The sequence below is a fragment of the Janthinobacterium agaricidamnosum genome (genome assembly GCF_003667705.1).
Lineage (GTDB): Bacteria > Pseudomonadota > Gammaproteobacteria > Burkholderiales > Burkholderiaceae_D > Janthinobacterium.
In genome coordinates, this window is the sequence record NZ_CP033019.1 from 5,508,703 (window position 1) to 5,530,697 (window position 21,995).

At 63.6% G+C, this 21,995-nt stretch carries 14 protein-coding genes; 3 read left to right on the forward strand and 11 right to left on the reverse strand.

Going from position 1 to position 21,995, the window contains the following annotated elements:
- Positions 1 to 31: 31 nt before the first annotated feature.
- Positions 32 to 610 (reverse strand): hypothetical protein, encoded by a 579-nt coding sequence (locus tag D9M09_RS24975; protein WP_121670629.1) that lies wholly within the window; start codon positions 608 to 610, stop codon positions 32 to 34.
- A 149-nt stretch (positions 611 to 759) separates the two neighbouring features.
- Between D9M09_RS24975 and D9M09_RS24980 the strand changes: the two genes are divergently transcribed.
- Positions 760 to 2,448, forward strand: a complete 1,689-nt coding sequence (locus tag D9M09_RS24980) for a M14 family zinc carboxypeptidase (protein WP_070220644.1) — start codon at positions 760 to 762, stop codon at positions 2,446 to 2,448.
- A gap of 90 nt (positions 2,449 to 2,538) precedes the next feature.
- Complete coding sequence (locus tag D9M09_RS24985; protein ID WP_121670630.1) at positions 2,539 to 4,689, forward strand: FUSC family protein; 2,151 nt, start codon at positions 2,539 to 2,541, stop codon at positions 4,687 to 4,689.
- 11 nt (positions 4,690 to 4,700) lie between these two features.
- Here D9M09_RS24985 and D9M09_RS24990 read toward each other — a convergent pair whose 3' ends face one another.
- The 6 genes from D9M09_RS24990 to D9M09_RS25015 form a co-directional block, all read right to left on the reverse strand.
- On the reverse strand, positions 4,701 to 6,650 hold the full coding sequence (locus D9M09_RS24990; RefSeq protein ID WP_240453470.1) for a S9 family peptidase: 1,950 nt from the start codon (positions 6,648 to 6,650) through the stop codon (positions 4,701 to 4,703).
- Positions 6,651 to 6,717: 67 nt separating this feature from the next.
- The gene (locus D9M09_RS24995) at positions 6,718 to 8,190 is read right to left on the reverse strand and encodes an amino acid permease (protein ID WP_121670631.1); all 1,473 of its coding nucleotides are present in this window, start codon (positions 8,188 to 8,190) and stop codon (positions 6,718 to 6,720) included.
- Between the two features lie 449 nt (positions 8,191 to 8,639).
- Positions 8,640 to 10,070: an amino acid permease gene (locus D9M09_RS25000; RefSeq protein ID WP_121670632.1), complete on the reverse strand. Its 1,431-nt coding sequence runs from the start codon at positions 10,068 to 10,070 to the stop codon at positions 8,640 to 8,642.
- A gap of 129 nt (positions 10,071 to 10,199) precedes the next feature.
- Entirely contained in the window at positions 10,200 to 10,658 is a 459-nt protein-coding gene (locus tag D9M09_RS25005) for a RidA family protein (protein ID WP_121670633.1), read from the reverse strand.
- A gap of 254 nt (positions 10,659 to 10,912) precedes the next feature.
- The gene (locus D9M09_RS25010) at positions 10,913 to 12,496 is read right to left on the reverse strand and encodes an ATP-binding cassette domain-containing protein (protein ID WP_121670634.1); all 1,584 of its coding nucleotides are present in this window, start codon (positions 12,494 to 12,496) and stop codon (positions 10,913 to 10,915) included.
- 154 nt (positions 12,497 to 12,650) lie between these two features.
- Entirely contained in the window at positions 12,651 to 13,763 is a 1,113-nt protein-coding gene (locus D9M09_RS25015) for an NADH:flavin oxidoreductase/NADH oxidase (protein ID WP_121670635.1), read from the reverse strand.
- Positions 13,764 to 13,924: 161 nt separating this feature from the next.
- Here D9M09_RS25015 and D9M09_RS25020 point away from each other — a divergent pair, with 161 nt between their 5' ends.
- On the forward strand, positions 13,925 to 14,494 hold the full coding sequence (locus D9M09_RS25020; protein WP_121670636.1) for a glycine zipper 2TM domain-containing protein: 570 nt from the start codon (positions 13,925 to 13,927) through the stop codon (positions 14,492 to 14,494).
- A 6-nt stretch (positions 14,495 to 14,500) separates the two neighbouring features.
- Here the strand turns inward: D9M09_RS25020 and D9M09_RS25025 are convergent, their stop codons facing one another.
- The 4 genes from D9M09_RS25025 to D9M09_RS25040 form a co-directional block, all read right to left on the reverse strand.
- Entirely contained in the window at positions 14,501 to 15,010 is a 510-nt protein-coding gene (locus tag D9M09_RS25025) for a DUF1993 domain-containing protein (RefSeq protein ID WP_046684523.1), read from the reverse strand.
- A 99-nt stretch (positions 15,011 to 15,109) separates the two neighbouring features.
- The gene (locus D9M09_RS25030; RefSeq protein ID WP_070290818.1) at positions 15,110 to 16,084 is read right to left on the reverse strand and encodes a DUF2167 domain-containing protein; all 975 of its coding nucleotides are present in this window, start codon (positions 16,082 to 16,084) and stop codon (positions 15,110 to 15,112) included.
- Between the two features lie 145 nt (positions 16,085 to 16,229).
- Positions 16,230 to 17,249, reverse strand: a complete 1,020-nt coding sequence (locus D9M09_RS25035) for a succinylglutamate desuccinylase (RefSeq protein WP_121670637.1) — start codon at positions 17,247 to 17,249, stop codon at positions 16,230 to 16,232.
- A complete protein-coding gene (locus D9M09_RS25040; protein WP_121670638.1) occupies positions 17,249 to 21,976 on the reverse strand; it encodes an NAD-glutamate dehydrogenase domain-containing protein in 4,728 nt (1,575 codons plus the stop codon). Before D9M09_RS25040 ends, D9M09_RS25035 begins: the two co-directional genes overlap by 1 nt.
- Positions 21,977 to 21,995 lie beyond the last annotated feature (19 nt).

The window sequence follows — 21,995 nt, forward strand, 5'->3', positions numbered from 1 at the left end:
GCCACTCCTGCGGGAGTGGCTTTTTTTTTGCCTAACGTTTTACTTTGCTAAAGCGGTAAGGCACGGCTTGCTCCTCGCCAAACACGTGCGTGCTGCCGCTTCCCAGCGGCAACATGACCCTCCGGCCCTCCTGCAGCAGCAAGGCCAGGTCGGCGCCGGGAAAGCGCTGCGCCAGCAGCGGATAGGCTTGCCGGTCGATGCGCGCGGCGGGAATCACGATGCGGTAATCGCCGTCGCCAAAGTCCAGCAGCAGCGCGGCCACCTCATCCGGCCCCGGCAGCGCCGTGATGCGCAGGCGCGTGCTGCCCTTGACGAGCTCGAAAGCCGACCATACGGGCAAGACACGCTGCGTCGCGCCGACCCGCAACTGCGGCGCCTGCCCCGCCTCCGCCGACGTCAGCAAGACGTCAGGCATCTCCTCCGATACGGCGCCATCAACGGCCAGCAGCCAGCCCCGGTAGCGTATCAGCGCGCCCTGTGCGGCGGCGGTCACGGAGCCGCCCTGCGTCACCGGTTCCTTGCTCGCCGGCAAGCGCAACGGCGCCGCCTGTGCCGCCAGGCAAGCCCACCACACCAGCGCTGCCATCGCTGCCATCACTGCCTTGCCCATGCCGCCTCCCTTGCGCGTGAAACGTATTCATAACACAAGTTCGGCCCGGCCCATCTGCCGCGCCTCAAGGCGCCGACGCCGGTGCTACAATTGGCCCCTAGCGGGCGTACTTACCCAGCGCGCCTTCCCCCTCCCAGACTCAGACCGCTATGCCACCAGACTTGCGCACGACCTACGAACTCGGTAACCACAACCAGACCACGACCTGGCTGGAATGCATCACCTTCTATCAAGATCTCGCCGCACGCTACCCGCAAGTGCTGCACTTCGAACAGATCGGCCTGTCCGATTCGGGCGTGCCCATCCATGCTGGCGTCATCAGCGCGGACGGCGTATTCGACCGCGAGCAGATCAAGCGCGCGGGCCGCACCGTGTTCTTCAACAACAACGGCATCCACCCGGGCGAACCGGAAGGCATCGACGCCTGCATGGCCATCGTGCGCGACCTGTGCACGCAGCCGGAACGCCTGGCGGCGCTGGGCAGCACCGTGCTGCTGTTCATTCCGATCTACAACGTCGATGGCAGCCTGAACCGCGCCAACACGTCGCGCGTAAACCAGGATGGCCCGGAGCAATTCGGTTTCCGCGGCAATAGCCGCCACCTGGACTTGAACCGCGATTTCATCAAGTGCGACAGCCTGAACGCGCAAGTGTTCAACCGCCTGCTGGCCAGCTGGGACCCGGACGTGATGGTCGACACGCACACGTCGAACGGCGCCGACTACCCGTACACGATGACCCTGATCCACACGCAGACGGATAAGCTGGGCAATGGCCTCGGCCCCTTCCTGCAAGACACCATGCTGCCGCATATCTTTGCGCAGATGGAACAAGCAGGCTGGCCCACCTGCCCGTATGTCAACCCCGTCAAGGACAGCCCTGACCACGGCATCGCCGAATTCCTCGAAGTGCCGCGTTTCTCGACGGGTTTTGCGGCCTTGCATCACGTCATTGGTTTCATGCCGGAAACGCACATGCTGAAACCGTTTGCCGACCGCTACGCATCCATGCGCGCCCTGCTCGACATCTGCATGGCGTTCACGGTCAAACATGGTGAACAGATCAAGCAACTGCGCGCGCAAGCCAAGGCGGCGGGCCGCACGCAAGCCGAGTGGCCCATCCACTGGGCCATGAACGAAGCGCAGCCGTCGACCTTCCCCTTCAAGGGCTACACAGCAAAATACACGCCGAGCGTGCTGGGCGACTACCAGCGCCTGTCCTACGACCGCTCGCAGCCGTGGGAACGCGACATCGCCTACTACAACCGCTTCGATGCGGACGTCACCGTGGCCGCGCCAAAAGCCTATATCGTGCCGCAAGCGTGGCGCGAAGTCATCGAACGGCTGCGCTGGAACGGCGTCGAAATGAGCCGAATCACCACCGAACAGACGGTAACGGCGCGCTACTACCACATCACCGACGTCGGCACGCGGGCCACCGCCTACGAAGGCCACATGTTCCACGACAATGTAGAACTCGAAGCGCGCACGGGCCAGTTCACCGTGCAGGCGGGCGATTATGTCGTCAGCCTGGACCAGGACAACGCGCGCTACGCCGTGGAAACGCTGGAACCGCAGGCACACGACAGCTTCTTCCGCTGGGGCTTCTTCAACAGCGTGCTGGAGAAGAAAGAAGCGTTTTCCGATTACGTCTTTGAAGACATGGCGTCGGAACTGCTGCGCGATGAGCCGGCGCTGGCCGCTAAATTTGCCGAGTGGAAGGCAGCGAATCCGGCCTTGCTGAGCAATCAGGAAGCCGTGCTCGACTTCATTTTTGAACACTGCCAGCGCTTTGCCGAGCCTGAATGGCGGCGCTATCCCGTCATTGCCCTGATGTAAATCAAGGCTGTAGCGAATGCAACATCCTGGCGCCGCATCGGAGACCCCGGTGCGGCGCCTCTTTCTGTGCCCTGCCCACAAGGTAATCCCATGCACTACGCACTGAACCTGCGCACCTTTATCTACAGCCATTATTTTTACCTGGGCTTGCGCGTGGCCATCGGCCTGGTCGGCCTGACCTTGCTGACCCTGGAAATCAGCGACAGCGCCACCGCCATGACGGTGTGCATAGGCGCCCTGTGTACGACCCTGATGGACATGCCCAGCCCCCTGCGCCACAAGTTCAACGAGATGCTGGCCTCGGTTCTGCTGTGCAGCGCCGTCACCTTGTTGATCAGCCTGTGCGGTCCCGTGCAGTGGCTGCTGATGACGGTGCTCGTGCTGGTCAGCTTCCTCGCCAGCATGATGGTGGTGTACGGCAAGAAATCCATGCCCTTGCAACTGGCCGCCCTGTTCATCATGACCATGTCGATGGAGCATCAGATGACGTGGCAGCAATCGTTTCACCATGCGGGCCTGTTCATGCTGGGCGGCTTGATCTATCTGGCCTATGCCATGGCCATCGCCTGGGTCTTGCGCCACCGCATCAAGCAGCAAGTACTGGCCGAAGCCCTGTTCGAATTGGCCGCCTACATCGACATCAAGGCCGATTTCTACGACACGCGTTTCAATTTGACGGAACAGTTCAACAAGCTGGTGCGCCATCAAAGCATTCTGGCCGACCGCCAGCAGGCGTCGCGCGACCTGATTCTGCGCAGCCACAAGAACAGCAAGGACGCCATCGTCGTACAGGTGCACGTGTGCATGCTCGATTTGTATGAACTGATCCTCTCCACGCACACGGATTACGCGCTGCTGCGCCAGCACCTGGCCGACTCCGACGTCTTGAAATCCTTGCACGACCTGGCCTACAAGGCGGCGCGCGACATCGAAGCCGTGGCGTATGCCGTCACGCGCAAGCGCGCCTCGTATGCGCAGATCAGCTATGACAGGGAATGGGCCGAGATCGAAGCGGAAATCGCCCGCCTGCACGCAAAAGGCGACGGCGCGCAGGAAGCGCTGGCCACCCTGCGCGCGCAGCGCAACAAGATCCGCGCCATTTTGAAAATGATCGCCGAGCTGCATCTGGCGACGCAAAAAGTCTATGCCGACGTGCCGTTCTGGAGCGGCGCGGACATGGCGCCGTTTTTGTCGCAGCAGAAATACGAACTGAAGACCCTGCTATCGAATCTGCGCCTGGATTCGCCCGTGTTCCGCTTCGCCCTGCGCGTGTCCATGGCCATCTCCGTGGGATTACTGATCGGCCACTGGCTGCCGTATGCGGCGCACAGCTACTGGATCGTCCTGACCATCGTCATCATCCTGCGCCCCACCTTCAGCATGACGCGCCAGCGCCGCGCCGACCGCATCATCGGCACCATCATCGGCTGCATCATCACGGCCATCGTGATCCGCTTCGTGCACAGCAATATCGTGCTGATGGCCATCTTGTTCCTCTCCATCGTGGCCACGCCCACCTTCATCTATCTGCGTTACCGCTACACGGCGATTGCCGTGAGCCTGATGATCTTGCTGCAAATGCACCTGGTGGCGCCCAGCAACCCGAACCTCGTCAGCGAGCGCCTGATCGACACCCTGATCGGCGCGGCGGTGGCCACCGTGTTCAGCTTTGTGCTGGCCAACTGGGAATACCAGAGCCTGCCGCGCCTCGTGCGCCAGGTGCTCAACGTGAACCTCAGCTATATGCAAGCCAGCTTCGCGCTGCTGCAGGGAAAATGCTTCGATGATTTCGCCTACCGCATCGAACGCAAGCGCTTGATGGACAGCCTGGCCGCGCTCAGCTCGGCGCTGGTGCGCATGCTCGATGAACCGGCCAGCAAGCAGCGGGCCGTGGAAGACATCAACCTGTTCATCGTGCAAAACTACTTATTGGTGGCCCACGTGGCGGCCCTGCGCTCGATCCTCGGGCGCCACGCCAGCCAGCTGCCCGTCACGCCCGTCAACGCCCTACTCGGCCATAGCCACACGCAAGTGTGCCTGACCCTGTCGCGCGCGCTGGAGCAACTCGATGACAAGGCCGCCATCAACGCGCCGCTGGCCGCCCCCGCCTCGCCGCCCGTCAGCGACGTGGCCTGGTCCGGCTGGCCGCTGGTGCAGCGCCGTATTCGCCTGTTGCAGGCGGATGCGGACAAGATCGTGGTACATAGCGCGGCGATCGTGCATATCGTATCACCACGCTAAACCCCAGCGATTTATTTCAGATAACGTTCAAACCAGCCGATAGTACGTTTCTGCAAGTCGCGCTGGTGCTCGGGCTTGCGGAAGGAATGGCCTTCGCCGTCGTAGATGAACAGGCTGGACGGCACGCCCATGGCCCGCAAGCCGTGCCAGAATTCCAGCGACTGGGCGGCCGGCGTTTCCACGTCGCGCTCGCCCACGTAAATCAGGGTTGGCGTCTTCGCCGCCTTGATCGATTCGATGGGCGAAGCCTTGCGGTACACGGCCGGATCGTCATACGCGGAAGCGCCGAAGAACGGGATCATCCACTGGTTGATGCCATTCTGGCCGTAGTAACTGATCCAGTTCGACACGCCCGCCCCCGCCACCGCCGCCTTGAAGCGGTCGCTGTGCGTGACGCCCCACATGGTCATGAAGCCGCCATACGAATGGCCGATCAGGCCCAGGCGCTGGCCGTCGACGGGCGCCACTTTTTGCGCGGCATCGATGCCGGTGAGAATGTCGCGCCAGTCGCCGCCGCCAAAGTCCGCCATGTTGGCGCGTGTAAAAGCCTGGCCTTGGCCAAAGCTGCCGCGCGGATTGGGCAGGAAGACGAAATAGCCTTTTTGCGTCAATTCGTGGATCAGGGTGCTCGCCGCCACGTAACGGGGCGAGGCGGCCGCGCCGGGGCCACCATGCACGTTGACGATCATCGGGTAGCGCTTGCCTGCGTCCGTCTTCAACGGCCCCAGCAGCCAGCCCTGCACCTTGTATTGCTCGTTGTTCCAGCCCACGTTCTGCACCGTCAACTGCGGCGCAAAGCCGTCATTGTCGCGCGTGATCTTTTTCAGCTGGCCCACCGGCCCCGCCACCAGGTAGCCGGCGTGCGTAAAGTCTTCCTGCGCGGCGGCTGCCTGCAAACCATCGGCGCTGAACGACAGACGGCCATCGCTGCCGCCGCTGCTGATCTCTCCGAGCAGCACGGGCTGGGCGGGACCCGTTTGCGCATCGACAGGCACCAGCGCCAGCTGCGAATCGATCAGGGCCGTCGCCAGCAAGCCGGCGCCGCGCCAGACGACGCCATTGAAGGTGCCGCGGTAATCGGGCGTGATGTTGCGCGGCGTGCCGCCGGCCAGCGGCACGGTATAGATATCGCCGCCGATGGAGCCGAAATCGCTCATCAGGCCGCCGATGAAGGCCACCGTCTTGCCGTCTGGCGAGACGGACGGCAGGTTCAGCTGCATGGCCGGCGACGCGATCACGCGCAGGGCGCCCGTGGCCGCATCGATATGGCTGAGCTTGGCGACCCACCAGTTGCTGTCGCCATTGCCCTGCGCGCTGGTGGCGACAAAGCCGCGGCCATCGGGCGTCCAATTGTATTCATACACGTAGGTGTCGCTTGGCGACAGCAGACGCGGTTCGCCGCCGCTGACAGGTACCACGGCGATGCGCTGGGCATCGTCTTCGCTGCCCACTTCGCCCACCTGGCGCGCGCCTGCCTCCACGGCGCCGGCCAGCTTGCGCGCGCCCACCGTGGCCAGCAGCGCCAGCTGCTTGCCGTCCGGCGACCAGCGCGCCGTGCTGGCCACACCTTTGATACTCGTCAACACGCGCGCCTGTGCCTGCGTCATCGTGGCCAGGTACAGCTGCGCCGTGCCCGCCTTGGCATCGTAGCCGACAAAGGCCAGTTGCCGGCCATCGGGCGACCAGCTGGGCTTGTCGTAGGAACACACGGCGCACGGGTCGAATTGCTGCACGATGGCGCCGTTGGCGGCGTCGCGCACGACGATGGCCGCATGCGGGCGCTGCGGCTGTTCACCCACCTTGCTCGACTCGATGGCGGCGATGCGCTGGCCATTGGCCGACAGGGCCACGGCGCGGTAATCGCGCAATGCCGGCCCGCTGGCAGGCGCGGCTTGCGCCGTGGTGCCCAGAAAGCTGCTTGCCAGCAAGCCGCAGGCGGCCAGATCAGTTATTTTCATCATGTAAATTCCGGTTAGAGATAAAAAAAACCGCCGGCAAGCGCGGCGGTTTTGGATGGAACAGACTGCATTAGCGGGCCTTCCTGCCCAGATGCGAATGCCGCATGCTGTACAGGAAGTAAATGGCCACCGTCACCGCCATCCAGATACTAAACACGACAAACGTCGTATGCGGCAAATCGCGCATGATGTACAGGCAGGCGAGTACGCTCAGGCCGGGAATCACATACGGGCCGAACGGCACGCTGAAGCCTTCGATGCGGTTCGCGCCCTGCTTGTGGCGCAGCACGGGCACGGCGATCGAGACCACCATGAACGCTGTCAGGGTACCGATGCTGACCATGTCCCACAAATAGGTCGCATCGACGGAACCGGCCACCACGGCCACCACCAGGCAGACGATGATGGTATTGCTGACCGGCACCAGGGTGCGCGGGTGGATTTTCTGGAACGATTTCGGGATCAGGCCGTCGCGGCTGACGGCAAACAGGATGCGCGTCTGGCCGTAGATCGTCACCAGGGTCACGCTGAAGACGGAAATGACGGCGCCGGCTGACAGCACCAGCGCGGGCCAGGTCTTGCCCGTCACGTTTTGCAGGATCACCGCCAGGCCCGCTTCCTGACCTTCGAACAATTTCGCCTGTTGCGCACCGAGGGCGGCCACGGCCACCAGCAAATAAAACACGGTAACGATCAGCAAGCCATACAGGATGCCGCGCGGCACATTGCGCTTGGGATCTTTCACTTCATCGCCCGCCGTCGCTACCGTATCGAGGCCGATGAAAGAGAAGAAGACGGTGCCGGCAGCAGCGGTGACGCCCGTCATGCCGGCAAAGCCCTTGCTATTGTCGGTATTAAAGAACGGTACGAAGTTGTCGGCATTGAAACCGGAAAAGGCAATGGCGATGAAGAATACGAGGATGGACAGCTTGATGATGACCATGATGGCGTTCATCAGCGCCGATTCCTTGGCGCCGCGCAGCAGCAAAAAGCCGCACATGCAGATCAAAAAGATGGGCGGCAGGTTGATGTGGCCAGAGTGAAACTCCATGCCATGCGGGCCGGAAACGATCATCGGCGTGCGCAGCATCTCGGGAATATGCCAGCCAAACGCGTTTTCCAGGAAGTTATTCAGGTAGGACGACCAGCCGATGGCCACGGCACTGCCCGCCAAGCCGTATTCGAGCAGCAGACAGGCGGCCATGATGAAGGCAAGAAACTCACCCACGGTGGCGTAGGCAAACGAATACGAGGAGCCGGAGGCGGGGATGCGGAACGACAATTCCGCATAGCACAAGGCCGTCAAGCCAGCCGTGATGGCGGCGATCAGGAAGGACAGGACGACCGAGGGGCCCGCCTTGGGCACGGCTTCGACCATGGTAAAGAAGATGCCCGTGCCGATGGTGGCGCCGACGCCGATCATGGTGAGGGAAAACAGGCCGATGGAGCGGCTCAAGCCGCTGCTGCTGAGGCCTTCACCATATTCGACCGTGGTATCGATCGGCTTGGTGCGGCAGAGTTTCTGGACCAGGGTTTGGCTCACTAGACTTCCTTTATGAGGCATACGTATTTTCGTACGACGGGTAAAAACAAATAGCGCTCCGGCCTTGAGTAACCCCCAATAAATTCTTGTGTTTTCTAGCTTCCATAAGTGGCGCGCTGCTGCGTTACCCATCGCTAGCAGTGCTCGCACTGCGTCGCGCCGGGCGCCTTGCATCACATCCACTTCTGTTTGCTATAAATTCACAATAATTTCCTGGCGATTACTTACCTGGCAAAAAACCGGAAAGATCGCGTCCATTTTCAAAACTAAGCGATTATAGGGCTTTCACCGGCTCAGCTAAACAGAACTTTGATGTAAGGAAACAACGCCAGGCGTGCGCCGCGAAACGCGCATGGACGCTAGCGGGGCCTGGGATTGTCAATATGAAATAAAAAGCGCGCCGCTGCGGGGGCAGGGGCGCGCTTCCGGCTCAGCTCAACGACGCTGGCTTACTTCTTGATGTGTGGCGCATCGGCCGCTGGCCAGCCCGCTTCGTAGCCTTGCGGCACGTCATCGCGCTTGTCCTTTGGCGCCAGGCCCAGCACGTAGTACAGCACCGTCAACAGGATCAGCCAGGCTGGTCCCACCATCAGGGCGATGCGCGTATCGGGGAAATACGCCATCAGCCCGATCACCAGCGCCAGGAAAGCGAGCGAAATCCAGGAACCATACGGCGCGAACGGCATGCGGAAGGCCAGGTTCTTGATTTCCAGCGGCGTCAAGGTCTTGCGGAACTGGATCTGCGTGACCAGGATCACGCCCCAGGTCCAGACGGCGCCGAAGGTCGAGATCGAGGTAACCCAGATAAACACTTTCTCCGGCACCATGTAGTTCAGCAGCACGCCCAGCAACAGCGCCACGACGGACACGAGGATGGCGCGGCGCGGCACGCCGCTGGCCGTCGTTTCCGCAAACGCCTTCGGGGCCTGGCCTTGCAACGCCAGGTTGTACAGCATGCGGCCCGTGCTGAAGATACCGCCATTGCACGACGACAAGGCTGCCGTCAGCACGACGAAGTTGATGATGCCGGCGGCCGTCTTGATGCCCAGGCGTTCGAACGTCATGACGAAGGGGCTGCCGGTGGTGCCGATTTCATTCCATGGGTAGATCGACAGGATGACGAACAGCGCGCCGACATAGAAAATCAGGATGCGCCAGAACACGGAATTGATGGCATCGGGAATCGATTTCTTCGGGTTCGCCGCTTCGCCGGCCGTCAGGCCGATCATTTCCACGCCCAGGTAGGCAAACATCACCATCTGCAAGGACATCAGCACGCCCTGCGCGCCATTCGGGAAGAAGCCGCCATGCGTCCACAGGTTCGAGATGCCGATGGCCACGCCGCCGTTGCCGAGACCGAAGACGATCATGCCCGTGCCGCCGACGATCATCAGGATGATGGTGACGACCTTGATCAGGGCGAACCAGAATTCGAACTCGCCGTAGGCTTTCACGGCCAGCAGGTTGATCGCGCCCATGGAACCGAGGGCCGCCAGGGCCCAGATCCAGCGTGGCACGTCGGGGAACCAGATGCCCATGTAAATGGCGACGGCGGTAATTTCCGCCACACACGTGACCAGCCACAGGAACCAGTAGTTCCAGCCCGTCAGATAGCCTTGCAGGGGGCCCAGGTAATCCTGGGCATAGCGGCTGAAGGAACCGGCAACCGGGTTGTGCACGGCCATTTCGCCCAGCGCGCGCATGATCATGAAGATGACCGCGCCACCGATGATGTACGACAGCATGATGCCGGGACCGGCCATCTTGATGGCGTTGCCGGAACCCAAAAACAGGCCCACGCCAATCGCGGCGCCCAGCGCCATCAGGCGGATTTGCCGCTCGCCCAGGCCGCGGTGCAAGCCTTGTTCACTCGTTTTCATTACGTGTCTCCGTTTTTTTCTTGAATACACCGATCCCTCCACCCCAATGGCGGTTCCGCTCTTGCTGGAAAGGAGGAAAGGGCTAGCCGGCGGCAATCGCCGGCATGCTCATGTGCTCAGGCTACTGCGTCAGGCCAGTTCGGCGATCAGCTCGATCTCGACGCAAGCACCCAGCGGGATTTGCGCCACGCCAAAGGCGGAGCGGGCGTGCTTGCCGCTATCGCCGAAGACTTCGACGAACAGTTCCGAGGCGCCATTGGTCACCAGGTGCTGTTCCGTAAAGTCGGAGGTGGAATTGACCAGGCTCATGACCTTGACGATGCGCTTGACCTTGTTCAAGTCGCCGCCGCATGCATCTTGCAGGGTGGCGATCAGTTCGATGGCGATGCCGCGCGCAGCGATCTTGCCTTCTTCCGTGGTGACGTCCTTGCCCAGTTGGCCAACCCAGACCTTGCCATCCTTCTTGGCCAGGTGGCCGGACAGGAAGACGGTGTTGCCCGTGCGGGCATGCATCACGTAGGCGGCAGCTGGGGCGGCGACGACTGGCAATTCAATGTTGAGGGCTTTGATTTTTTCGTAAAACGACATGCTATTTCTCCAAGAAAACAATATAAGCGAAACCAAAATTCATGCACGGCAGGGCACGCAGGATGACGCCCTGGCAGCGCGGTAGTGACCGACAACAGTGCCAGATTAAACGTCATCATATTGGTGAACCAGCAGTTTTAGTTCACAAATAGGCCCGGTTATTCAGTGGATTATACCGACAATCAAACAAAATTCAGCATCGGTTCATGAAGCATGCTCTACAGGCATCGAGCGTGACTTTTTTCATTAAATTGTCACTTGTGCAATGTCAAGCCCTCGGGGTCAAGATTTATTGCCTCCAAAAATGCCTGGTCGTGCGAAACCACAAGTAACGCCCCCTGGTATTGCAGCAGCATCTGCTCCAGCGCCTGCAGGCTGGCCAGGTCCAGATGATTGTCCGGTTCGTCGAGCAGCAGCAGTTGCGGCGGCGCCTGCGCATACAGCTCGGCCGCCAGCGCCACCTTCATGCGCTCGCCGCCGCTGAGCAAACGGCTGGGCATGGTGGCGCGCGCGCCGGCAATGCCCAGCAGCGCCAGCCGCGTGCGCAGCTCGCCTTCCGGCAAGATACTGTTGCGTGCCTGCAAGCGTTGCACGGCGCTGCACTCGCCGTCTTGCAGCCCAGCATGCTGGTCCAGCCAGGCCACCTGCGCATGGCAGCGCGGCTCGCCGCTGGCGGGCGCCAGTTGTCCGGCGATCACGCGCAGCAGAGTCGACTTGCCGCTGCCATTGTCGCCCGTCACGGCCAGGCGGCGCGGCCCGCTCAAGACCAGGTTCACAGGCTGCGCCTGGCCATGCGGCAAGACCAGCTCGCGCAGCTCCAGGATCAGCTTGCCGTTCGGCACGGCGCTCTCGGGCGCCAGCAGCAGCCGTTCGGCCTCGGGCGCACAGCGGGCGCTGGCATCCATCACGCGCTGCTGGCGCGCCTGCTGCGCCTCTTGCGCTCGCACGCGCAGCTTGCCCTGGCTATCCTGGCTTTTCTCCTTTTTCGCGTCGAGCAGCAGCTTGCTCTGGTTGCCTTCGCGCCCTTCCCTCTCGCCGCGTCCGACTCGGCGCTGCTGGCGCTCGGCGTGCTGTTGCGCTTCACGCTGTTCGCGTCGGGCACCAGCCTTTTCCGCCTGCAGGGCCGCAGCAAAACCGGCCTGTTCCAGCGCGCGCTGCTGCGCATACAGCGCGTAATTGCCGCCATAGCTGCGCAAGCCCTGCGGCGACAGCTCGGCGATTGCATCGACGTGCTCGAGCAAGCCGCGGTCATGGCTGATCAGCAGCAAGCCGCCCGGCCAGCGCGCCATCTGCGCCACCAGGCGGGCGCGCTGCCGCGTGTCAAGGTGGTTGCTCGGTTCATCGAGCACCAGCCAGTCCGCCTGCGACAGCCAGGCGCCCTGCAGCGCGATGCGCTGGCGTTCGCCGCCGCTCAGGCTGGCCGTTGATGTATCGGCATCGACATGGCGCAAATCGAGCGCATCAAGCGCCTGGCGCAATCGGGCCTGGGCATCCCAGCGTTCGCCCACCAGTGCATAGTCGGCCTCGTCGATGCTGCCGGCGGCGATGCGCGCCAGCGCGGCCAGCAAGTCGTCCATGCCGGCCAGCGCCGCCACCGTGCGATAGCGCTCCGGATCGAGCTCCTGCGCCACGTAATGCACGCTGCCGTCACAGCGCACGGCGCCAGAAGACGGCTGCGCCCGGCCTGCCAGCAGGCGCGCGAGCACGCTCTTGCCCACGCCGTTATCGCCGACGAGGCCGATACGTTGCGGGGCAAAAGAAAATTGCAAATCGGAAAACAAGGCGCGGCCATCGGGCAGCACAAAGGAAAGACGGTCGAGTTGCAGTAATGCGGACATGGATACTCCTTGAGCAAGGCTGGCGAATCCGCGCGGCGCAATGGCGCGCTGGCGGGATGGGCAAGGCCGTGCACAGCACGGCAGTATCAATGGCGCATGTCGAAGCGTCCTGGAGAAATGGATGAAGAAGCGTCAGTGTAGCAGACGAGACACGTTAGCGCTGGCCCAGGGTCGTGTCGCCGAACAGGTTCTTGTATTCGCGCGGCTGCGAACGCCAGTACTGCGGCGGCGCCGACACTTGCGCGCCCAGCTGGGCCGCCGCATGCCAGGGCCAGCGGGGGTCGAACAGGATGGCGCGCGCCAGCGCCACCATGTCGGACTGGCCGTGCGCGATGATGTCTTCGGCTTGCTGCGCTTCCGTGATCAGGCCCACGCTGATGGTGGGCAAGCCGCTGTCGCGCTTGATGCGTTCGGCAAACGCCACCTGATAGCCGGGTCCCACGGGAATCTGCTGCTGTGGCGAAATACCGCCGCTGGAGACGTGGATGAAATCGGCGCCCAACTGCTTGAGTTCCTGCGCGAAACGCACGCTTTGTTCGATGTCCCAGCCGCCCTCGACCCAGTCGGTGGCGGAAAGGCGCACGCCCACGGCCATGCTGGCCGGCACGGCGGCGCGCACGGCTGCATAGACTTCCAGCGGAAAGCGCATGCGGTTGTCCAGGCTGCCGCCATACGCATCGCTGCGCTGGTTGGACAGGGGCGACAGGAATTGGTGCAGCAGATAGCCGTGCGCCGCATGCAATTCGATGCCCTCGATGCCGAGCGCATGCACGCGCTGGGCCGCGGCGACAAACGCTCCCTTGATTTGCAGCAAGCCCATCTCGTCGAGGGCGAGCGGCACGGTTTCACCCGGCGCGTGGGCGATGGCCGACGGCGCCACCGTTTGCCAGCCGCCGTCGGCCAGATGCACGCAGGTGCCGCCCTGCCATGGCGCACGGCTCGATGCCTTGCGTCCCGCATGGCCCAGCTGCACCACCAGCGGGATCGGCGCGTGGCGGCGGATCGCCTGCACCACCTTGGCCAGCGCCGTTTGATTCGCGTCCGACCACAGGCCCAGGTCGTCGGCCGAGATACGTCCCTCGGGCGAGACGGCCGTCGCTTCCGTCATCAGCAGCCCCGCGCCGGACAGGGCCAAATGGCCCAGGTGGATCATGTGCCAGTCGGTGGCGTTGCCGTTGTCGGCCGAGTACTGGCACATGGGCGCAATGGCGATGCGGTTGGCCACGTGCAGCGGCCCCAATGCAAACGGCGTGAATAGCTGGCTCATGGCGGACTTTCGGAAAAGGGGAAGCACCGATTCTACTGTGCTTTGGAAAGTGCGGCTTACACCTGCTTACGTTTGATACAGCGCAAGGGCTAGCCTTGGGCAGGCGGGGCCGCTAATCTGGACACATCAACAACACCCGCAATACCACTCCAGGAGAACACATGAACACGACGACTACCGCCAGCCGCATCCACCCCTTGATGGCCGGCGCCGCCATTTCCGTGACGGTCCTGTGCCTGGTGGGCGCGGCGTCCATCGCCGGCATCCTGCCCAATTCGCGGGCGAATGTACCTGCCGTACGTGCCGACGTGGCCGCCATGACGCCGGCGAACGCCGCTGCGCTGGCAGCGCCCGCGACTGCTCCCGTAACCGCACCGCTGGCCGCTCCCGTGGTGGCGCAAGCTGCTCCGGCACCAGCCCCGGCCCCCGTCGTGCACAAGCGCGTCGTGCACCACACGCAAGTGGCGCAGGCCCGTCCTGCCTACCGTGACAACAATGACGGCTACCGCGACACGGCCTACCGCGAACCGGTCCGCCAGCCGCAACCGGTGCCTGCGCCCGCCCAGCCCAACTACGTGGGCATCGGCACGGGCGCCGTCATCGGCGGCTTGATCGGCAATCAGGTCGGTGGCGGCCGCGGCAAGGCGCTGGCGACGGTGGCTGGCGTGATCGGCGGCGGCATGCTGGGCAATGCGGTGCAAAACCAGGTTCAGCAGCAACCGCAGCAATAATCAGTCTCAGTCGTACGGGCCAAGATAATCGAGCTTGCCCACGGCCACGCCATTGTTGCGCAGGATGGCGTGGACCATGGAGACGTGGAAATAGAAATTCGGCAAGGCAAAGCTGAGCAGGTAATCGTCGCCCGAGAATTTTGTCCCCTCGTCAGTCCAGTTCAGCACCACTTCCTTCTGCGCGCTGCCCGCCATCTGGCCCGCATTGACGCTGTCGATATAGGCGATGGTGTTGGCGATGCGTTCCTGTAACTGCTCGAACGACGCTTCATTATCCTCGAACTTCGGCGCCGGCACGCCGCTCAGGCGTTCGACCGACATCTTCGACGTATCGCTGGCGCGCTGCACCTGCGCCGTCAAGTCCAGCATGTCGGGCGCCAGCTGCGCGCCCAGCAAAATCTCGGGCACGATGCCGTCTTCCTCGACATGGGCTTGCGCTTTTTCCAGCAGGGCCGAGACGACCCGCAAGCCGCGGATGAAGACGGGAATGGTTGCCTGATACATGGACACGGACATGACTGACTCCTGATAGTGAACGATGAGCCAGTGTAACCGAGGCGCTGTTTTCGGGCAGGGCGCGCATGTGCGCCGGCGCACCAAGCGGCTCAGTTCATCCTACTTTTCCAGATTCACCTTGCCATCGGGCGCATGAGCGGGCTGTTCCGCTGGTTCCGGCTGCGGTGCTGGCTGCGGCTGCGGCGTGTCCTTGCGCTTGCCGCCGAAGAACTTGACGATGGCCGCACCGGCACCGACCACGGCCAGGATCAGCACTTTCTTGAAGGCCAGCAGCAGCGCCAGCAGTTTGCCGAACAGGCCCAGCTTGCTGGCCACGCCACCGGCCACCAGCGCCGCCAGGCCGTATTCGGCCACCTTGTCCGTCTTGCTGTCGAAATCCGTGTAGCGGTTACCGTCGGTAAATTCCGTGAACGCCGTCACTTGCTGCATCTCTTTCTTGATCGCTTCGATCTGCTGCATGCTGGCAATCGCATTCAGGTTCAGTACGCCTTCGCGCCCCAGCACGCGCACGTTGTAGTTCAGCGAGTGTTCGCCGCCATCGACCATCAAATCCTTGGCCCAGTACAGCTTGTGCGTATCCTTGGCATAGCTGGGTTTTTCCGCCCAGCCCATCAAATGGATGCCCGGATAACCCTGCTTCTTGCGCTCCGCATTGTTTTCCAGCACGGATGCCTGCATATCCTTGAGCAATTCGTCGTATTTGATGCTGTCCGCATCGTCATCCTTGATGTGCCCTTCCTTTTCATACGTGACGATCACGCCCCAGCTATCGCGCTCGAGCACGCTGGTCTTGGCGGGCACGATCATGCCCAGCGATTCCATGCCCGGTGGATTACCCCAGGCATCGACCAGCACGCGCTCGGCGTCCGTCGGCGACAGGTAACGGAAGTTGGCGGGCAAATCCAGGGTGGCGATGCCGCCCGGCAAGGTGATCTTGCCGCGCTGCAGGTGCAGCTGGGCGAGGAATTGCTCGGCCGTCATTTCCGGTGCGGCCGCCTTCTCATCGGCAGGGGCGGCAGCCGTGAGGCCGGAGAGGGTCAGGCACAGCAAGGCTGTCAGCAGGCGTTTCAACATGATTGGTCCAAAAAATTGCAAAGGGTAAATATTTTAAACCAATCAATTGCTTAATGGATAATTATTTCTGTGCGGCATTTTTTATGAAAAAAGCGCCAGGCGGGTTTCCCCGGCTGGCGCCAAATGCTGTGTGAGGACTGGACGATCAAGCCACGCGCACCACCATCAATCCGGCGCGCAAGCCCACCCGCACATCGGGGTTCGGGAATACCACCAGCTCTTCCGCGTGCCGCACCGTGTAGACGTGGTCGCCATCGCTGGCGATCACGGCGTGCTGCGGCAGGGAGGTGAAATTCTGCGTGCCGCGATCGAAGGCCATGCGGAACTCCTCGCTGTGCTTGATGATTTCCTGCGCCACCTTGAACACGTGCGGTTGCGCCTTGACGGGCTGCGCAGGCAGGCCGCGCAACAGGCCGTCCAGCGCCCGCGACACGTCGTCGAACAGCGAAAAATCGTTCTGCCCCAGGGTGCCGACGCGGCCCAGCTCCACCGTGCTGGCGGCCGCGCCGCAATGCTCGGCCGAATAATAACTGTAGGTGCCGGCAGACTGCGGGTTCATGATGATGGCGCCGATGGCCGCCTGGCCCAGCCAGGCTATCAGCTGCGCCTTGGCCTCGTCGGCCACCAGGTCCGGCACGATGGCAAACGTGGGGTACACGGAAGGCCGGATGGCCGTGTGCAAATCCAGGTGCCAGCGTACGGGACCGGCCGCGTCAAAGAACGCTTTGGTCGCGGCGATCATTTCATCGGCGCGCGCGCTTTCCGCCGCTTGCGCCAGGCTGCCCCGCACGGGGCGGAACATGCGATTGAGGTCGGCGTCGATGAAACGCTTGCCGGCCCGGATCGCGTCGACATTGCCCACGCAGACGAGCAGGTCGACGGCCAGCTGCGACGCATCGCGCGACAGGGCGTCGAGCAGATGCGCGAGCACTTCGATCGGTCCCGTCTCGTCGCCATGCACGCCGACAGAAACGGCCACGCTGGCGCGGCCTTTATCGGCTTGCGGCTTGACGACTTGCAGCATGCCGGGCGCCGGCAAGGCCACCGTGAAACCGGCGTTGGCGAACAGCTGCGCCACACCGCTGAAATCGGCCTGCGCCAGCGCCTGCACGGCTGGCGGCAAGCCGCCAGCGCCCTCTACTAGCTGTGTTGCATCTTGCGTCATTACACCGCCGCTTCCGCTGGGGTTTTCGCCGTGATTTTATTCACGGCTTCCGACAAGGTCCACACGTCCAGCATGGCTTGCTCCAGTTCCGTCGCCGCCACATAAGCCGACAGGCCCAGCGCGCCCGTCACCGCATCGACGGCCTGGCCCGCATTGCCTTGCTCGGCGCGCGCCAGCACCTGCGTCAGCAGACGCTGTTGCGTGCGGCGCAGGGCTTGCTGCGCATAGTTGCGCAACTGTTCCTGCGACTTGCCTTGCGCGGCCAGCTTCAGGCCACGCTCCAGCGTGTCGATGCCCGCCTGGCTGCGCAGGGCAAGGCCCACTTGCAGGAACGCCGCCAGGTCCATCGAGGCAGGACGCGGCACGGACAGGGCAGGGAACAGGAAGCCGGCAACGACTTCCAGCGCATCGACCGCATCCCACGCCTGCACGAAGGCCGGCGTCAAGCCCGGCACCAGCGCCGCTTCCGACTTGATGCCGACGGCTTTGAGCAGCTCGCGCTTCGATTCCGCGCCGAACAAACGCGTCAGTTCAGCCAGTCCCGCGCCGCGCAATTGCTCGGCCGGCACGGACAGCACGCCGGCGATCATCGTTTGCTGCAGCACGCGCGTTTGCGCGTCGACCTTGATCGACACGTCGCGCGGCACCGTCAATGCATCCGCATCGAGCGCGTCGAACACGGGTGCCAGGTTCAGCGCCACCCATGCCTGGCCCCAGGCCAGGATCACGGCCGACTCGTCCACGCCGTGTTCCGCCGCCAGGTTGCGGATCATCAGCGGGCCGCAGCGGTTGATCACTTCATTGGCCAGCACGGTCGCCAGGATGGCGTTGGCCAGCGGGTGGTCGAGCGCCGAACGGGTTGCTACCAGCAAGGATGGGAAGTAGGGTTTGAGCACCGGCTCGGCCCACGTTTCGTCCGTCAGCGGCAGGGCGGACAGAATGCGCTTGAAACGGTTCTTCACGTTGGCGATCACCACCGCCAGTTCCGGCGTGGTCAGGCCCCGGCCATCGGCCTTGCGACGCGCCAGTTCGGCCACCGACGGCAGTTGCTCCAGTTCGCGCGACAGGGCGCCTTCTTCTTCCAGGCTGGCGATCAGGGCGGCATAGCCATCCTGCACGGCGCTTTCGCCTTGCGCCTGCAATTCGCGCACCAGCAAATGCGTCTGCTGCGTGTTGTCGCGCAAGACCAGGCGCTCGACGTCGTCCGTCATCGCATACAGCTCGCGGTTGCGTTCTGCTTCCGTCAGCTTGCCCGCATTGACTTCCACGTCCAGCCAGATTTTCACGTTCACTTCATGGTCCGAGCAATCGACGCCGGCCGAATTGTCGATCGCATCGGTGAAGATGCGTCCGCCCGCCAGCGCGAACTCGATGCGGCCCGCCTGCGTCGCACCGAGGTTGCCGCCTTCGGCCACGACCTTGACGCGCAGCTCATTGCCATTGACGCGGATATGGTCATTCGCGCGGTCCTTCACCTGTGCGTGCGTCTCGGTCGATGCCTTGATGTAGGTACCGATGCCGCCGTTGTAGAACAGGTCCACCGGGGATTTCAGGATGCGGTGCATCAGTTCTTCCGGCGCCAGCGAGGTCTCCGTGATATCGAGCGCGGCGCGGATCTGCGGCGACAGCTCGATCGTGCGGGCGGAACGCGGATACACGCCGCCGCCATTTGATATCAAGTCCTTGTTGTAGTCGTCCCACGAGGAGCGCGGCAAGGCGAACAGGCGCGCGCGTTCCTCGAACGAGACGGCGACGTCCGGTGTCGGGTCGAGGAAGATATGACGGTGGTCGAATGCGGCCACCAGTTTCAGCTGGCGCGACAACAATACGCCGTTGCCGAACACGTCGCCCGACATGTCGCCCACGCCGACCATGGTGATCGGGGTGGTGTTCAGGTCGTGGTCCATTTCATAGAAGTGGCGCTTCACGGCTTCGAATGCGCCCTTGGCCGTGATGCCCAGTTTCTTGTGGTCGTAGCCGTTCGAGCCGCCCGAGGCGAACGCGTCGCCGAGCCAGAAACCGCGCTGCACGGCGATGCCGTTGGCAATGTCCGAGAACGTGGCCGTGCCCTTGTCGGCAGCGACCACCAGGTACGGGTCGGCATCGTCGAAGCAGACGGTATCGACCGGCGGGACGATATTGCCCAGCGAACGGTTGTCCGTCACTTCCAGCAGGCTGGAAATGAACAGGCGGTAGACGGCTTCGCCTTCGGCCGCGATGGTTTCCCGCACGGCGTCCTTCGGCATCATCTTGCAGACAAAACCGCCCTTCGCGCCGGCCGGCACGATGACGGCGTTCTTGACCATCTGGGCCTTGACGAGGCCCAAGACTTCGGTGCGGTAGTCTTCCATGCGGTCGGACCAGCGCAAGCCGCCGCGGGCGACAGGGCCGCCGCGCAGGTGCACGCCTTCGAAGCGGCGCGAGAACACAAAGATCTCGCGGTAAGGACGCGGTTCCGGCACCAGCGCCAGGCTGCTGGTGTCGAACTTGAAGATGATCTTGTCGCCTTGTTGGTTGTTCTGGAAGTAGCTGGTGCGCAGGGTGGCTGCCATCAGGTCGGCCAGCGCGCCGAGGATTTCCTCGGTATCGGCATGGTTCACGGATGGCAGGCCCGCCTTGATGGCGGCGATTGCCTCCAGGGCGGCCGCGTGCTGCGCATCGGACAGCGCTGGGTCGAAGCGCTGCAGGAAGGCTTCGACCAGGGCTTTGACCTGGGCCGGCTGTTTGCGCAGGCTCTCGGCGATGTAGCGCACCGAGAAGCGGCTGCCCGTCTGGCGCCAGTAGCTGGTGTAGGCGCGCACCAGCTGCACTTCGCGCGTCGACAAGCCGCCTTCGATGACGAGGCCATTCAGGCGGCCATCTTCGGCCGTGTCGTTGAACAGGGCGGCAAACAGTTCCTGCGCCACGGCGACGACGGATGGCTGCGCCAGTTTCGCCGCGCTGGCGGCATCGACCGTCAGGCTGGTGACGAAATAGCGCGTGCCGTCGGACAGCGAAACCGAATACGCCTGTTCGCGGTCGATGGCCACGCCCGCATTGTGCAGTGCCGGCAGGATGGTCGACAGCGGCGGCACCTTGTTGGCCGAGTACAGGCGAATCGTGGTCACAAAGCCCGTCTCGATGCGCACCGCCACGTGCGCCGGATCGGTATTGCGCAGGATGGTGTCGAGGTCGCGGAAGGCGACGGCCGGCGCGGTGGCGGCCACGTAATCGAGCGGTAACGTGGCGCAGAGTTTGCGCAGGCTGGTGCGCAGGGCCACGTCGGGCACGGCGTCGGCCACGGCGGCAAAGCCGTTATGCCAGCCATCGAGCACGCCCAGCAGCGGCTGTTCGATATCCGTTTCCAGGTCCAGCGGGTAGCGCGCGGCGTGGGCGATCAGGTAGACGCGCGCCAGCGGGCCGTCGGCCACCAGGGTCTGCGTGCTCACGTGCGTGGCGCCGGAACTGGCTTGCAGGGCTTTTGCCAGGCTCGATGCGACGCTGGCGCTGTAGCGCTCGCGCGGCAGGTAGACCAGCACGTTCAGGTGGCGCGCGTACACGTCGCGGCGCGCGAAGACCTTGGTGCGCGGCTGCTTGTACAGCGAAACGACGGAACCGCACACTTGCGCCAGCCAGTCGAGGTCCGCTTCCAGCGCTTCCGTGCGCGGCAGGGATTCGAGGATTTCGCGGAATTTCTCGGCACGGAAGCCTTGCTGGCGCACGCCGGCCAGGCTCAGTACCTTGGCCACGCGGCCGCGCGCAAATGGCAGCGCCGCCAGCGGGGTGGAATTGCCGGCGCGGGTGAACAGGCCGACGAAGCAATGCTCGCCCAGGATCGCGCCTTGCGCATCCATGTCGCGCACGCCGATGAAGTCGAGCTGCTGGTCGCGGTGCAAAGTGCCCGCCACGTCGGCCTTGACGATGGACAGCGCCGAGTCGCGCTTGGCCAGGGTGTCGAAGTCGCCCGGGATATTCGCCAGGCAGGTGCCGTAGACCGGATGCGCCGTATCCTGCAGCACGCCGATACGGCTCGGGATGTCGCGTTCCAGTTCGCGCACGCCCGGCTTGACGCGGTAGTAGGCATAGCCGAACACTTCAAAGCCGCCGCTGCGCGCCCATTCCAGGAAGGCGGCCACTTCCGCGCCCTCTTCGCCATGCTGCGCTGCAGCCGTGGCGACGGCGGCCAGGCGCTCGCTCATGGCGGCGGCATCGCGGCGCACGACGGCAGCGTCACGCGCGACCGTTTCCAGGGCGGCGACCAGCGCGGCCAGGGCTTCCGGCGCCAGCTCTTCGTCGAGCAGCACCAGCACATACGATTCGAGCGGATCGCCCGGCTGGCGCACCGCTTCGACGCTGCCATCAAGAGCGCGGCGCACGGGCAGAACGGTGTTCATCACGCCGCGCACGGCCAGGTGCTGGCGGCGCATGGCCATGACGATGGAGTCGACCAGGTAAGGCATGTCTTCGTTCAGGATCAGCAAGGCGCTCGCCATGCCGCCACGGCCATCCGCGTAACGCAGGGTGGCGATTTGACAGCCGCTGCCGGTGCGCTTGGCCGCTTGCGTGAAGCCGTCGACCAGCACGGGCGCCAGGCTGCCGGGCGCGATGTCGGCCAGGTCTTCGGCGTCGAGCGAGTCGAGCCATGCCTGCACCAGCTGCACGACAGGCGCTGCCGCCTTGCCCGCATTGCCAGCCGCGTTAATCAGCTCCAGCGTTTGTGTACGCAAATCTTGTGGCGTGTGATTCATCTTGCATCTCCATTACGGT

What these genes read in the sequence shown, in the direction of transcription:
- D9M09_RS24975 (WP_121670629.1), bottom strand. Translation starts at nt 610, where the DNA reads ATGGGCAAGGCAGTGATGGCAGCGATGGCAGCGCTGGTGTGGTGGGCT.
- D9M09_RS24980 (WP_070220644.1), top strand. Translation starts at nt 760, where the DNA reads ATGCCACCAGACTTGCGCACGACCTACGAACTCGGTAACCACAACCAG.
- D9M09_RS24985 (WP_121670630.1), top strand. Translation starts at nt 2,539, where the DNA reads ATGCACTACGCACTGAACCTGCGCACCTTTATCTACAGCCATTATTTT.
- D9M09_RS24990 (WP_240453470.1), bottom strand. Translation starts at nt 6,650, where the DNA reads ATGATGAAAATAACTGATCTGGCCGCCTGCGGCTTGCTGGCAAGCAGC.
- D9M09_RS25000 (WP_121670632.1), bottom strand. Translation starts at nt 10,070, where the DNA reads ATGAAAACGAGTGAACAAGGCTTGCACCGCGGCCTGGGCGAGCGGCAA.
- D9M09_RS25005 (WP_121670633.1), bottom strand. Translation starts at nt 10,658, where the DNA reads ATGTCGTTTTACGAAAAAATCAAAGCCCTCAACATTGAATTGCCAGTC.
- D9M09_RS25010 (WP_121670634.1), bottom strand. Translation starts at nt 12,496, where the DNA reads ATGTCCGCATTACTGCAACTCGACCGTCTTTCCTTTGTGCTGCCCGAT.
- D9M09_RS25015 (WP_121670635.1), bottom strand. Translation starts at nt 13,763, where the DNA reads ATGAGCCAGCTATTCACGCCGTTTGCATTGGGGCCGCTGCACGTGGCC.
- D9M09_RS25020 (WP_121670636.1), top strand. Translation starts at nt 13,925, where the DNA reads ATGAACACGACGACTACCGCCAGCCGCATCCACCCCTTGATGGCCGGC.
- D9M09_RS25025 (WP_046684523.1), bottom strand. Translation starts at nt 15,010, where the DNA reads ATGTCCGTGTCCATGTATCAGGCAACCATTCCCGTCTTCATCCGCGGC.
- D9M09_RS25030 (WP_070290818.1), bottom strand. Translation starts at nt 16,084, where the DNA reads ATGTTGAAACGCCTGCTGACAGCCTTGCTGTGCCTGACCCTCTCCGGC.
- D9M09_RS25035 (WP_121670637.1), bottom strand. Translation starts at nt 17,249, where the DNA reads ATGACGCAAGATGCAACACAGCTAGTAGAGGGCGCTGGCGGCTTGCCG.
- D9M09_RS25040 (WP_121670638.1), bottom strand. Translation starts at nt 21,976, where the DNA reads ATGAATCACACGCCACAAGATTTGCGTACACAAACGCTGGAGCTGATT.